Annotated in this window: 1 protein-coding gene; it reads left to right on the top strand. The window is 51.0% G+C overall.

Going from position 1 to position 16,775, the window contains the following annotated elements; translation table 11 throughout:
* The gene (locus M0N77_RS08305) at window positions 1-16,236 is read left to right on the top strand and encodes a Calx-beta domain-containing protein (RefSeq protein ID WP_353104745.1); all 16,236 of its coding nucleotides are present in this window, start codon (window positions 1-3) and stop codon (window positions 16,234-16,236) included.
* Window positions 16,237-16,775: the final 539 nt, after the last annotated feature.

Below are 16,775 nucleotides of genomic sequence, written 5' to 3'. Positions count from 1 at the left end.
ATGAATACTATTATCGTAAAAACCAACGACGCGACTCAAACTATAAGCCAAGTGCAAGTCGTCACCGAAGATGGTACCCCAACTGTCATCACTGCAATGGATAAAGTGAACTATGAGTTCTATGATACGGCTATTAATCGTGCACCTAATCATATTATCACTAAACGCGTGAATAATGATTTACATGTCTCGTTTGAAGAAAATGGACAAAATAGCGATCTTATTATAGAAGGTTTTTATGATCGTGAAGATAGCGCACTATTAGGCATGGCTGAAGATGGTCAGTATTATTACTATGTCCCAGATACTGGCGAAGCCTACGATTATGTGACTCAGCTAGAGGCAGGAGATGTAGAAGGTCAAGCTTTAGGTGGTCAAGACTATACGGCAGTGGCTGTCATACCTTGGTGGATACCGGCTGCAGCAGGATTAGGACTGATCGGTATAATTGCTGCTGCTAGTAGTAGTAGTGATGATGATAATGATAGTTTGCCACCACCTATAACACCTACCGTTAGTATAACAGGTACAACTACTCTTAATGAGACCGCTGAAGATGGCACTGCTAGTAAAGCCACATATACTGTCAGTTTGAGTAGTCCAAGCACTGTCGATACTGCTGTAACAATAACTATTAATAATGGTTCAGCTGAGTCAAATGATTATAATGCGCCTGCTACTCAAACGGTTATTATTCCCGCAGGTGCTACCTCAGTGACTTTTAGTATACCTATTATCGATGATAATGTATTCGAAGGTCCAGAGGACTTTGATGTCATAATTACTAGTGTGAATTCTGGTAACGCTACTATTAATCCTACTCAAAATACTGTAAATACTATTATTTATGATAATGGTACTACCGATGGCGAGACACCGTTAGATCCTGAGAATCCACCGCTTGGCGATGATACGCCAGTAGTAAGTATTATCGGTACCACTAATCTTAACGAAACAAGTTTTGATGGCACGCCAAGTGAGGCAGTTTATACCGTTAATCTAAGCAATCCAAGTACAGTTGATACGAGTATAATCGTAACAATCATCGATGGCTCTACAGAAGGTAGTGCTGATTATACTGCACCAGTTACTCAAACGATTACTATTCCTGCAGGTGCTACCTCAGCAACTTTTAGTGTCCCTATTGTCGATGACAGTTTATTTGAAGGACCAGAGGATTTTAATGTAACTGTCACCAGTATAGATTCAGGTAGTGCCACTATTAATCCTACTCAAAATACTGTAAATACTACTATTTATGATGATGGTACTACTGATGGCGAGACGCCATTAGACCCTGAGAATCCACCACTTGGTGACGATACGCCAGTAGTAAGTGTTTCAAATGAAACAGTAAGTGAAGGTGATATCTTAGTACACACTGTCACCTTAAGTAATCCTTCAGCTACTGATATGATCTGTAGCTTTAGTATAGCCGATGGTTCCGCCACCGCAGGGGATGATTATAGCAACATTCCTATGTTTAGCGATCGCGTTACTTATGATTCTATCACTGAAACTATTACGGTTCCTGCGGGAGTGACTAGCTTTACGGTCAGATACCCAACCCTCGATGATGCTATCGCAGAACCAAACGAAACGGTTCTAATTACCGTTAATGGCGTTACTGGAATAGGTACAATCGTCGATGAAGACGAGCCAGGTCCTGAGGATACCATCACCGTCTCTATTGCCGACACCGTGGGCGACGTTGAAGAGGGTAATAGTGCCAGCTTCCCAGTCAGCTTAACCGATAGCAATGGCAACCCGGTCAATGCGATCACCGATGTGGTGGTTGATGTGACTTATAGTGGCGTGGCCATTGACGGCACCGACTTTACCGGTGTGGTGCAAGTGACCATCCTTGCAGGCACTAGCAGCACCGATCTTGACATTGATACCATCGATGACTTTATCGCTGAGGGTAGTGAGCTGGTTGGCATCACCATCAGTAACCCACAAGGCGGCGGCTTTGAGGCCATCGTGGTCGGTCAAGCCACTGCGGATATGAACATTGTTGATGAAGCTGATCCTGGGGCGGAGGATACCATCACCGTCTCGATCGCCGACACCGTGGGCGACGTTGAAGAGGGTAATAGTGCCAGCTTCCCGATCAGCTTAACCGATAGCAATGGCAACCCGGTCAATGCGATCACCGATGTGGTGGTTGATGTGACTTATAGTGGCGTGGCCATTGACGGCACCGACTTTACCGGTGTGGTGCAAGTGACCATCCTTGCAGGCACTAGCAGCACCGATCTTGACATTGATACCATCGATGACTTTATCGCTGAGGGTAGTGAGCTGGTTGGCATCACCATCAGTAATCCGGTCGGCGGCGGCTTTGAGGCCATCGTGGTCGGTCAAGCCACTGCGGATATGAACATTGTTGATGAAGCTGATCCTGGGGCGGAGGATACCATCACCGTCTCGATCGCCGACACCGTGGGCGACGTTGAAGAGGGTAATAGTGCCAGCTTCCCGATCAGCTTAACCGATAGCAATGGCAACCCGGTCAATGCGATCACCGATGTGGTGGTTGATGTGACTTATAGTGGCGTGGCCATTGACGGCACCGACTTTACCGGTGTGGTGCAAGTGACCATCCTTGCAGGCACTAGCAGCACCGATCTTGACATTGATACCATCGATGACTTTATCGCTGAGGGTAGTGAGCTGGTTGGCATCACCATCAGTAATCCGGTCGGCGGCGGCTTTGAGGCCATCGTGGTCGGTCAAGCCACTGCGGATATGAACATTGTTGATGAAGCTGATCCTGGGGCGGAGGATACCATCACCGTCTCGATCGCCGACACCGTGGGCGACGTTGAAGAGGGTAATAGTGCCAGCTTCCCGATCAGCTTAACCGATAGCAATGGCAACCCGGTCAATGCGATCACCGATGTGGTGGTTGATGTGACTTATAGTGGCGTGGCCATTGACGGCACCGACTTTACCGGTGTGGTGCAAGTGACCATCCTTGCAGGCACTAGCAGCACCGATCTTGACATTGATACCATCGATGACTTTATCGCTGAGGGTAGTGAGCTGGTTGGCATCACCATCAGTAATCCGGTCGGCGGCGGCTTTGAGGCCATCGTGGTCGGTCAAGCCACTGCGGATATGAACATTGTTGATGAAGCTGATCCTGGGGCGGAGGATACCATCACCGTCTCGATCGCCGACACCGTGGGCGACGTTGAAGAGGGTAATAGTGCCAGCTTCCCGATCAGCTTAACCGATAGCAATGGCAACCCGGTCAATGCGATCACCGATGTGGTGGTTGATGTGACTTATAGTGGCGTGGCCATTGACGGCACCGACTTTACCGGTGTGGTGCAAGTGACCATCCTTGCAGGCACTAGAAGCACCGATCTTGACATTGATACCATCGATGACTTTATCGCTGAGGGTAGTGAGCTGGTTGGCATCACCATCAGTAATCCGGTCGGCGGCGGCTTTGAGGCCATCGTGGTCGGTCAAGCCACTGCGGATATGAACATTGTTGATGAAGCTGATCCTGGGGCGGAGGATACCATCACCGTCTCGATCGCCGACACCGTGGGCGACGTTGAAGAGGGTAATAGTGCCAGCTTCCCGATCAGCTTAACCGATAGCAATGGCAACCCGGTCAATGCGATCACCGATGTGGTGGTTGATGTGACTTATAGTGGCGTGGCCATTGACGGCACCGACTTTACCGGTGTGGTGCAAGTGACCATCCTTGCAGGCACTAGCAGCACCGATCTTGACATTGATACCATCGATGACTTTATCGCTGAGGGTAGTGAGCTGGTTGGCATCACCATCAGTAATCCGGTCGGCGGCGGCTTTGAGGCCATCGTGGTCGGTCAAGCCACTGCGGATATGAACATTGTTGATGAAGCTGATCCTGGAGCGGAGGATACCATCACCGTCTCGATCGCCGACACCGTGGGCGACGTTGAAGAGGGTAATAGTGCCAGCTTCCCGATCAGCTTAACCGATAGCAATGGCAACCCGGTCAATGCGATCACCGATGTGGTGGTTGATGTGACTTATAGTGGCGTGGCCATTGACGGCACCGACTTTACCGGTGTGGTGCAAGTGACCATCCTTGCAGGCACTAGCAGCACCGATCTTGACATTGATACCATCGATGACTTTATCGCTGAGGGTAGTGAGCTGGTTGGCATCACCATCAGTAATCCGGTCGGCGGCGGCTTTGAGGCCATCGTGGTCGGTCAAGCCACTGCGGATATGAACATTGTTGATGAAGCTGATCCTGGAGCGGAGGATACCATCACCGTCTCGATCGCCGACACCGTGGGCGACGTTGAAGAGGGTAATAGTGCCAGCTTCCCGATCAGCTTAACCGATAGCAATGGCAACCCGGTCAATGCGATCACCGATGTGGTGGTTGATGTGACTTATAGTGGCGTGGCCATTGACGGCACCGACTTTACCGGTGTGGTGCAAGTGACCATCCTTGCAGGCACTAGCAGCACCGATCTTGACATTGATACCATCGATGACTTTATCGCTGAGGGTAGTGAGCTGGTTGGCATCACCATCAGTAATCCGGTCGGCGGCGGCTTTGAGGCCATCGTGGTCGGTCAAGCCACTGCGGATATGAACATTGTTGATGAAGCTGATCCTGGGGCGGAGGATACCATCACCGTCTCGATCGCCGACACCGTGGGCGACGTTGAAGAGGGTAATAGTGCCAGCTTCCCGATCAGCTTAACCGATAGCAATGGCAACCCGGTCAATGCGATCACCGATGTGGTGGTTGATGTGACTTATAGTGGCGTGGCCATTGACGGCACCGACTTTACCGGTGTGGTGCAAGTGACCATCCTTGCAGGCACTAGCAGCACCGATCTTGACATTGATACCATCGATGACTTTATCGCTGAGGGTAGTGAGCTGGTTGGCATCACCATCAGTAATCCGGTCGGCGGCGGCTTTGAGGCCATCGTGGTCGGTCAAGCCACTGCGGATATGAACATTGTTGATGAAGCTGATCCTGGGGCGGAGGATACCATCACCGTCTCGATCGCCGACACCGTGGGCGACGTTGAAGAGGGTAATAGTGCCAGCTTCCCGATCAGCTTAACCGATAGCAATGGCAACCCGGTCAATGCGATCACCGATGTGGTGGTTGATGTGACTTATAGTGGCGTGGCCATTGACGGCACCGACTTTACCGGTGTGGTGCAAGTGACCATCCTTGCAGGCACTAGCAGCACCGATCTTGACATTGATACCATCGATGACTTTATCGCTGAGGGTAGTGAGCTGGTTGGCATCACCATCAGTAATCCGGTCGGCGGCGGCTTTGAGGCCATCGTGGTCGGTCAAGCCACTGCGGATATGAACATTGTTGATGAAGCTGATCCTGGGGCGGAGGATACCATCACCGTCTCGATCGCCGACACCGTGGGCGACGTTGAAGAGGGTAATAGTGCCAGCTTCCCGATCAGCTTAACCGATAGCAATGGCAACCCGGTCAATGCGATCACCGATGTGGTGGTTGATGTGACTTATAGTGGCGTGGCCATTGACGGCACCGACTTTACCGGTGTGGTGCAAGTGACCATCCTTGCAGGCACTAGCAGCACCGATCTTGACATTGATACCATCGATGACTTTATCGCTGAGGGTAGTGAGCTGGTTGGCATCACCATCAGTAATCCGGTCGGCGGCGGCTTTGAGGCCATCGTGGTCGGTCAAGCCACTGCGGATATGAACATTGTTGATGAAGCTGATCCTGGGGCGGAGGATACCATCACCGTCTCGATCGCCGACACCGTGGGCGACGTTGAAGAGGGTAATAGTGCCAGCTTCCCGATCAGCTTAACCGATAGCAATGGCAACCCGGTCAATGCGATCACCGATGTGGTGGTTGATGTGACTTATAGTGGCGTGGCCATTGACGGCACCGACTTTACCGGTGTGGTGCAAGTGACCATCCTTGCAGGCACTAGCAGCACCGATCTTGACATTGATACCATCGATGACTTTATCGCTGAGGGTAGTGAGCTGGTTGGCATCACCATCAGTAATCCGGTCGGCGGCGGCTTTGAGGCCATCGTGGTCGGTCAAGCCACTGCGGATATGAACATTGTTGATGAAGCTGATCCTGGGGCGGAGGATACCATCACCGTCTCGATCGCCGACACCGTGGGCGACGTTGAAGAGGGTAATAGTGCCAGCTTCCCGATCAGCTTAACCGATAGCAATGGCAACCCGGTCAATGCGATCACCGATGTGGTGGTTGATGTGACTTATAGTGGCGTGGCCATTGACGGCACCGACTTTACCGGTGTGGTGCAAGTGACCATCCTTGCAGGCACTAGCAGCACCGATCTTGACATTGATACCATCGATGACTTTATCGCTGAGGGTAGTGAGCTGGTTGGCATCACCATCAGTAATCCGGTCGGCGGCGGCTTTGAGGCCATCGTGGTCGGTCAAGCCACTGCGGATATGAACATTGTTGATGAAGCTGATCCTGGAGCGGAGGATACCATCACCGTCTCGATCGCCGACACCGTGGGCGACGTTGAAGAGGGTAATAGTGCCAGCTTCCCGATCAGCTTAACCGATAGCAATGGCAACCCGGTCAATGCGATCACCGATGTGGTGGTTGATGTGACTTATAGTGGCGTGGCCATTGACGGCACCGACTTTACCGGTGTGGTGCAAGTGACCATCCTTGCAGGCACTAGCAGCACCGATCTTGACATTGATACCATCGATGACTTTATCGCTGAGGGTAGTGAGCTGGTTGGCATCACCATCAGTAATCCGGTCGGCGGCGGCTTTGAGGCCATCGTGGTCGGTCAAGCCACTGCGGATATGAACATTGTTGATGAAGCTGATCCTGGAGCGGAGGATACCATCACCGTCTCGATCGCCGACACCGTGGGCGACGTTGAAGAGGGTAATAGTGCCAGCTTCCCGATCAGCTTAACCGATAGCAATGGCAACCCGGTCAATGCGATCACCGATGTGGTGGTTGATGTGACTTATAGTGGCGTGGCCATTGACGGCACCGACTTTACCGGTGTGGTGCAAGTGACCATCCTTGCAGGCACTAGCAGCACCGATCTTGACATTGATACCATCGATGACTTTATCGCTGAGGGTAGTGAGCTGGTTGGCATCACCATCAGTAATCCGGTCGGCGGCGGCTTTGAGGCCATCGTGGTCGGTCAAGCCACTGCGGATATGAACATTGTTGATGAAGCTGATCCTGGGGCGGAGGATACCATCACCGTCTCGATCGCCGACACCGTGGGCGACGTTGAAGAGGGTAATAGTGCCAGCTTCCCGATCAGCTTAACCGATAGCAATGGCAACCCGGTCAATGCGATCACCGATGTGGTGGTTGATGTGACTTATAGTGGCGTGGCCATTGACGGCACCGACTTTACCGGTGTGGTGCAAGTGACCATCCTTGCAGGCACTAGCAGCACCGATCTTGACATTGATACCATCGATGACTTTATCGCTGAGGGTAGTGAGCTGGTTGGCATCACCATCAGTAATCCGGTCGGCGGCGGCTTTGAGGCCATCGTGGTCGGTCAAGCCACTGCGGATATGAACATTGTTGATGAAGCTGATCCTGGGGCGGAGGATACCATCACCGTCTCGATCGCCGACACCGTGGGCGACGTTGAAGAGGGTAATAGTGCCAGCTTCCCGATCAGCTTAACCGATAGCAATGGCAACCCGGTCAATGCGATCACCGATGTGGTGGTTGATGTGACTTATAGTGGCGTGGCCATTGACGGCACCGACTTTACCGGTGTGGTGCAAGTGACCATCCTTGCAGGCACTAGCAGCACCGATCTTGACATTGATACCATCGATGACTTTATCGCTGAGGGTAGTGAGCTGGTTGGCATCACCATCAGTAATCCGGTCGGCGGCGGCTTTGAGGCCATCGTGATCGGTCAAGCCACTGCGGATATGAACATTGTTGATGAAGCTGATCCTGGGGCGGAGGATACCATCACCGTCTCGATCGCCGACACCGTGGGCGACGTTGAAGAGGGTAATAGTGCCAGCTTCCCGATCAGCTTAACCGATAGCAATGGCAACCCGGTCAATGCGATCACCGATGTGGTGGTTGATGTGACTTATAGTGGCGTGGCCATTGACGGCACCGACTTTACCGGTGTGGTGCAAGTGACCATCCTTGCAGGCACTAGCAGCACCGATCTTGACATTGATACCATCGATGACTTTATCGCTGAGGGTAGTGAGCTGGTTGGCATCACCATCAGTAATCCGGTCGGCGGCGGCTTTGAGGCCATCGTGGTCGGTCAAGCCACTGCGGATATGAACATTGTTGATGAAGCTGATCCTGGAGCGGAGGATACCATCACCGTCTCGATCGCCGACACCGTGGGCGACGTTGAAGAGGGTAATAGTGCCAGCTTCCCGATCAGCTTAACCGATAGCAATGGCAACCCGGTCAATGCGATCACCGATGTGGTGGTTGATGTGACTTATAGTGGCGTGGCCATTGACGGCACCGACTTTACCGGTGTGGTGCAAGTGACCATCCTTGCAGGCACTAGCAGCACCGATCTTGACATTGATACCATCGATGACTTTATCGCTGAGGGTAGTGAGCTGGTTGGCATCACCATCAGTAATCCGGTCGGCGGCGGCTTTGAGGCCATCGTGGTCGGTCAAGCCACTGCGGATATGAACATTGTTGATGAAGCTGATCCTGGGGCGGAGGATACCATCACCGTCTCGATCGCCGACACCGTGGGCGACGTTGAAGAGGGTAATAGTGCCAGCTTCCCGATCAGCTTAACCGATAGCAATGGCAACCCGGTCAATGCGATCACCGATGTGGTGGTTGATGTGACTTATAGTGGCGTGGCCATTGACGGCACCGACTTTACCGGTGTGGTGCAAGTGACCATCCTTGCAGGCACTAGCAGCACCGATCTTGACATTGATACCATCGATGACTTTATCGCTGAGGGTAGTGAGCTGGTTGGCATCACCATCAGTAATCCGGTCGGCGGCGGCTTTGAGGCCATCGTGGTCGGTCAAGCCACTGCGGATATGAACATTGTTGATGAAGCTGATCCTGGGGCGGAGGATACCATCACCGTCTCGATCGCCGACACCGTGGGCGACGTTGAAGAGGGTAATAGTGCCAGCTTCCCGATCAGCTTAACCGATAGCAATGGCAACCCGGTCAATGCGATCACCGATGTGGTGGTTGATGTGACTTATAGTGGCGTGGCCATTGACGGCACCGACTTTACCGGTGTGGTGCAAGTGACCATCCTTGCAGGCACTAGCAGCACCGATCTTGACATTGATACCATCGATGACTTTATCGCTGAGGGTAGTGAGCTGGTTGGCATCACCATCAGTAATCCGGTCGGCGGCGGCTTTGAGGCCATCGTGGTCGGTCAAGCCACTGCGGATATGAACATTGTTGATGAAGCTGATCCTGGAGCGGAGGATACCATCACCGTCTCGATCGCCGACACCGTGGGCGACGTTGAAGAGGGTAATAGTGCCAGCTTCCCAGTCAGCTTAACCGATAGCAATGGCAACCCGGTCAATGCGATCACCGATGTGGTGGTTGATGTGACTTATAGTGGCGTGGCCATTGACGGCACCGACTTTACCGGTGTGGTGCAAGTGACCATCCTTGCAGGCACTAGCAGCACCGATCTTGACATTGATACCATCGATGACTTTATCGCTGAGGGTAGTGAGCTGGTTGGCATCACCATCAGTAATCCGGTCGGCGGCGGCTTTGAGGCCATCGTGGTCGGTCAAGCCACTGCGGATATGAACATTGTTGATGAAGCTGATCCTGGGGCGGAGGATACCATCACCGTCTCGATCGCCGACACCGTGGGCGACGTTGAAGAGGGTAATAGTGCCAGCTTCCCGATCAGCTTAACCGATAGCAATGGCAACCCGGTCAATGCGATCACCGATGTGGTGGTTGATGTGACTTATAGTGGCGTGGCCATTGACGGCACCGACTTTACCGGTGTGGTGCAAGTGACCATCCTTGCAGGCACTAGCAGCACCGATCTTGACATTGATACCATCGATGACTTTATCGCTGAGGGTAGTGAGCTGGTTGGCATCACCATCAGTAATCCGGTCGGCGGCGGCTTTGAGGCCATCGTGGTCGGTCAAGCCACTGCGGATATGAACATTGTTGATGAAGCTGATCCTGGGGCGGAGGATACCATCACCGTCTCGATCGCCGACACCGTGGGCGACGTTGAAGAGGGTAATAGTGCCAGCTTCCCGATCAGCTTAACCGATAGCAATGGCAACCCGGTCAATGCGATCACCGATGTGGTGGTTGATGTGACTTATAGTGGCGTGGCCATTGACGGCACCGACTTTACCGGTGTGGTGCAAGTGACCATCCTTGCAGGCACTAGCAGCACCGATCTTGACATTGATACCATCGATGACTTTATCGCTGAGGGTAGTGAGCTGGTTGGCATCACCATCAGTAATCCGGTCGGCGGCGGCTTTGAGGCCATCGTGGTCGGTCAAGCCACTGCGGATATGAACATTGTTGATGAAGCTGATCCTGGAGCGGAGGATACCATCACCGTCTCGATCGCCGACACCGTGGGCGACGTTGAAGAGGGTAATAGTGCCAGCTTCCCAGTCAGCTTAACCGATAGCAATGGCAACCCGGTCAATGCGATCACCGATGTGGTGGTTGATGTGACTTATAGTGGCGTGGCCATTGACGGCACCGACTTTACCGGTGTGGTGCAAGTGACCATCCTTGCAGGCACTAGCAGCACCGATCTTGACATTGATACCATCGATGACTTTATCACTGAGGGTAGTGAGCTGGTTGGCATCACCATCAGTAATCCGGTCGGCGGCGGCTTTGAGGCCATCGTGGTCGGTCAAGCCACTGCGGATATGAACATTGTTGATGAAGCTGATCCTGGGGCGGAGGATACCATCACCGTCTCGATCGCCGACACCGTGGGCGACGTTGAAGAGGGTAATAGTGCCAGCTTCCCGATCAGCTTAACCGATAGCAATGGCAACCCGGTCAATGCGATCACCGATGTGGTGGTTGATGTGACTTATAGTGGCGTGGCCATTGACGGCACCGACTTTACCGGTGTGGTGCAAGTGACCATCCTTGCAGGCACTAGCAGCACCGATCTTGACATTGATACCATCGATGACTTTATCGCTGAGGGTAGTGAGCTGGTTGGCATCACCATCAGTAATCCGGTCGGCGGCGGCTTTGAGGCCATCGTGGTCGGTCAAGCCACTGCGGATATGAACATTGTTGATGAAGCTGATCCTGGAGCGGAGGATACCATCACCGTCTCGATCGCCGACACCGTGGGCGACGTTGAAGAGGGTAATAGTGCCAGCTTCCCGATCAGCTTAACCGATAGCAATGGCAACCCGGTCAATGCGATCACCGATGTGGTGGTTGATGTGACTTATAGTGGCGTGGCCATTGACGGCACCGACTTTACCGGTGTGGTGCAAGTGACCATCCTTGCAGGCACTAGCAGCACCGATCTTGACATTGATACCATCGATGACTTTATCGCTGAGGGTAGTGAGCTGGTTGGCATCACCATCAGTAATCCGGTCGGCGGCGGCTTTGAGGCCATCGTGGTCGGTCAAGCCACTGCGGATATGAACATTGTTGATGAAGCTGATCCTGGAGCGGAGGATACCATCACCGTCTCGATCGCCGACACCGTGGGCGACGTTGAAGAGGGTAATAGTGCCAGCTTCCCGATCAGCTTAACCGATAGCAATGGCAACCCGGTCAATGCGATCACCGATGTGGTGGTTGATGTGACTTATAGTGGCGTGGCCATTGACGGCACCGACTTTACCGGTGTGGTGCAAGTGACCATCCTTGCAGGCACTAGCAGCACCGATCTTGACATTGATACCATCGATGACTTTATCGCTGAGGGTAGTGAGCTGGTTGGCATCACCATCAGTAATCCGGTCGGCGGCGGCTTTGAGGCCATCGTGGTCGGTCAAGCCACTGCGGATATGAACATTGTTGATGAAGCTGATCCTGGGGCGGAGGATACCATCACCGTCTCGATCGCCGACACCGTGGGCGACGTTGAAGAGGGTAATAGTGCCAGCTTCCCGATCAGCTTAACCGATAGCAATGGCAACCCGGTCAATGCGATCACCGATGTGGTGGTTGATGTGACTTATAGTGGCGTGGCCATTGACGGCACCGACTTTACCGGTGTGGTGCAAGTGACCATCCTTGCAGGCACTAGCAGCACCGATCTTGACATTGATACCATCGATGACTTTATCGCTGAGGGTAGTGAGCTGGTTGGCATCACCATCAGTAATCCGGTCGGCGGCGGCTTTGAGGCCATCGTGGTCGGTCAAGCCACTGCGGATATGAACATTGTTGATGAAGCTGATCCTGGGGCGGAGGATACCATCACCGTCTCGATCGCCGACACCGTGGGCGACGTTGAAGAGGGTAATAGTGCCAGCTTCCCGATCAGCTTAACCGATAGCAATGGCAACCCGGTCAATGCGATCACCGATGTGGTGGTTGATGTGACTTATAGTGGCGTGGCCATTGACGGCACCGACTTTACCGGTGTGGTGCAAGTGACCATCCTTGCAGGCACTAGCAGCACCGATCTTGACATTGATACCATCGATGACTTTATCGCTGAGGGTAGTGAGCTGGTTGGCATCACCATCAGTAATCCGGTCGGCGGCGGCTTTGAGGCCATCGTGGTCGGTCAAGCCACTGCGGATATGAACATTGTTGATGAAGCTGATCCTGGGGCGGAGGATACCATCACCGTCTCGATCGCCGACACCGTGGGCGACGTTGAAGAGGGTAATAGTGCCAGCTTCCCGATCAGCTTAACCGATAGCAATGGCAACCCGGTCAATGCGATCACCGATGTGGTGGTTGATGTGACTTATAGTGGCGTGGCCATTGACGGCACCGACTTTACCGGTGTGGTGCAAGTGACCATCCTTGCAGGCACTAGCAGCACCGATCTTGACATTGATACCATCGATGACTTTATCGCTGAGGGTAGTGAGCTGGTTGGCATCACCATCAGTAATCCGGTCGGCGGCGGCTTTGAGGCCATCGTGGTCGGTCAAGCCACTGCGGATATGAACATTGTTGATGAAGCTGATCCTGGGGCGGAGGATACCATCACCGTCTCGATCGCCGACACCGTGGGCGACGTTGAAGAGGGTAATAGTGCCAGCTTCCCGATCAGCTTAACCGATAGCAATGGCAACCCGGTCAATGCGATCACCGATGTGGTGGTTGATGTGACTTATAGTGGCGTGGCCATTGACGGCACCGACTTTACCGGTGTGGTGCAAGTGACCATCCTTGCAGGCACTAGCAGCACCGATCTTGACATTGATACCATCGATGACTTTATCGCTGAGGGTAGTGAGCTGGTTGGCATCACCATCAGTAATCCGGTCGGCGGCGGCTTTGAGGCCATCGTGGTCGGTCAAGCCACTGCGGATATGAACATTGTTGATGAAGCTGATCCTGGAGCGGAGGATACCATCACCGTCTCGATCGCCGACACCGTGGGCGACGTTGAAGAGGGTAATAGTGCCAGCTTCCCAGTCAGCTTAACCGATAGCAATGGCAACCCGGTCAATGCGATCACCGATGTGGTGGTTGATGTGACTTATAGTGGCGTGGCCATTGACGGCACCGACTTTACCGGTGTGGTGCAAGTGACCATCCTTGCAGGCACTAGCAGCACCGATCTTGACATTGATACCATCGATGACTTTATCGCTGAGGGTAGTGAGCTGGTTGGCATCACCATCAGTAATCCGGTCGGCGGCGGCTTTGAGGCCATCGTGGTCGGTCAAGCCACTGCGGATATGAACATTGTTGATGAAGCTGATCCTGGGGCGGAGGATACCATCACCGTCTCGATCGCCGACACCGTGGGCGACGTTGAAGAGGGTAATAGTGCCAGCTTCCCGATCAGCTTAACCGATAGCAATGGCAACCCGGTCAATGCGATCACCGATGTGGTGGTTGATGTGACTTATAGTGGCGTGGCCATTGACGGCACCGACTTTACCGGTGTGGTGCAAGTGACCATCCTTGCAGGCACTAGCAGCACCGATCTTGACATTGATACCATCGATGACTTTATCGCTGAGGGTAGTGAGCTGGTTGGCATCACCATCAGTAATCCGGTCGGCGGCGGCTTTGAGGCCATCGTGGTCGGTCAAGCCACTGCGGATATGAACATTGTTGATAACGACACCGTACCAACGATTAGTATCAGCTCTACCACAGTTTCCGAAGAAGGCTTACCAGGAGGTATCCCTGACAATGACGCTCTCCCACCATTTACTGACAATGCTTTTTTAACAACACAGACCGGAGTCATTACAGTAGTCGATCCAGACCCTATGTCTGCTAGCGACTTTAGTGTGACCTTAAATGGGCCTACTGGAAATAATGCAATTACTTCAGGCGGCAGTCAAGTCACTTGGTCACAGGCTGGCAATGTCTTAACAGGCTCAGCTATGATAGGAGGCAATCCAGTAGACGTGATTACTATGACCATCGATGCGTTTACCGATAATGGTAATGGCAACTACTCAGCTAACTATACTGCAGAGCTCTTAAAACCAATTGATCATCCAAATACTAATGGCGAAGACAATCTTGACTTGAGCTTTACGGCTACCGTTAGTGACGGTTTCAATACCTCAAGCTCATCAGTATTCACGCTCACTATCGAAGATGATTCGCCACTGGCTAATGATGTTAATGAAAACATTTTAGTAGAGCCTGTTAATACTAATTTGCTATTGATGCTTGATGTATCTGGAAGCATGAGAGGAGAAAGGTTAGCTTTAGCAAAATCAGCTTTGATACAAGCTATTAGTAAGTATGATGAGTTTGGTGAAGTTGCGGTGAGACTAGTCACTTTCCAATCAACTAGTAATATTATTGGATCCACATGGTTATCTGCTGCAGATGCACTTGTTGCAATTGATAATATCAATGTCTCTAATGGCTTTACTAATTATGATGCTGCATTAGCTGCAGCAATAACTGCATTCGGTAGCAGTGGTAAAATTGCAGATGTTAGTGGAGCTACGCTATTAAATAAAGCTATTTTTATTACCGATGGAGAACCTAACCGAGGTAATGGCGGTCCAAGTCTTTTGGAGGGTTCTGCGAACAGCAACTTTAATGACGTAGGTATTCAGGCAGCAGAAGAGGCCATTTGGACTGGCTTCTTGAATACCAATAAGATAGACGCAGCCGCTTATTCAATCGTAAATTTAGGTTCTAACACCTTGCTTGATCCTATCGCTTATGATGGTAGTGGTGTTATGGGCATTGATAAGGATGGCGTGACAGTGACTCCTCAAACCTTAGAGGACAGTATTTTAAACGACATTGATATTACTACGTTATCAGGTAATCTTGCTGGTTCCTCTAGTGTGCAGTTCGGCGCAGACGGCAATGGCCTGACTCTCACAACCATTAATATCGGTGGTGTTGGTAATTTCACTTATAACATAGACACAGCTGTACTTACTTCTACAGCAGCTACTACTAGTTATAGCTATGACATGGCAACAAATACAGTCACAGTAACGACAACCAACAATGGTATCTTCGTAATTGATTTTGATAATGCTGATTATAGCTATACGGCACCAAAAACAGTAAGCGCAGACTATCAGGAGACCATATCATATACCGCTATTGATAATGATGGTGATCAAGATATGACTACTTTAACTATAAGTCTGACTTACGATGCTAACAATAGTAATAGAATGATGACTAGCCAAGCAAGCAGAGCCGTCGACATCGATGATGAGTCGACAGACGCTTTAATAGGTGATGGTTCTCAAAATATAGATACGCTATACTTTGACAGTATCTCGATTGATTTAAACAATGTTAATGATATTGAAGTTATAGAGATGACTAATGGTATCTCTCAAACTCTAAGTCTTTCATTACAGGATGTCATTGGTATCACTGATGATGACAATACGCTGTTCATCAATGGCGATAGTGCGAATGAAACTTCAGGAGATGCCGATAAGGTCGTATTAACAGACTTTACCAAAGCAGCGACTTCTAATCAAGTAGGCTATGATCTCTATCAAAGCAACAACGATGATACTATGCTATACATTGATACAGATATCACGGTCATCTGATAATATTAAATGCCGAGCTGAGCAATTTCGAATCAAACGTCTCTTACTAGAGGCGTTTTTTACAAGTTAATTAATAGTACAACTCACAAAAGCTAGCTTCAAAGCAATAAAGGTAATAAAATCAACAGTCAAAAGCGCTAGAAAATATAAGGTTTGTCAGACAATACGGAAATAGTAAATTAATTTCCAAAACCCCTTGACGCCCAAAGCAAAGCGCGTATAATGCCACCCAGTCGGAAGGGAAGGCGGATTGAGAAGTGGTTTACCACTTATTATTAATAGCGAAGCTATTAACTAATCACCCAACCCACTAAATTACTTTTAGAATAAAATAATTTAATTCTTGACTTAGCAAATAAAGCGTCTATAATACGCACCTCATTAAGGGACAGGACGAGACAAACTACCAAATAAGGTAGTTAAATCAAATTCTTAACTTAAGATACAAATTATAAAGATTTAAAATAAAAGCTTGACAGACACATCGAATATGATATGATAGTCAGCTCGCTAGATAGAACGGCCCATAAGGGTTTAAG

Origin of the sequence: Psychrobacter sp. AH5 (assembly GCF_040371085.1) — a bacterium.
In the GTDB taxonomy this organism is placed as follows: Bacteria; Pseudomonadota; Gammaproteobacteria; order Pseudomonadales; family Moraxellaceae; genus Psychrobacter.
The sequence above is the reverse complement of the archived record's forward strand: the minus strand, read 5'-3'. Positions and strand labels throughout refer to the sequence as shown.

Excerpts from the sequence above, each read along its gene's own strand:
- M0N77_RS08305 (WP_353104745.1), top strand. The coding sequence starts at position 1 with ATGAATACTATTATCGTAAAAACCAACGACGCGACTCAAACTATAAGC.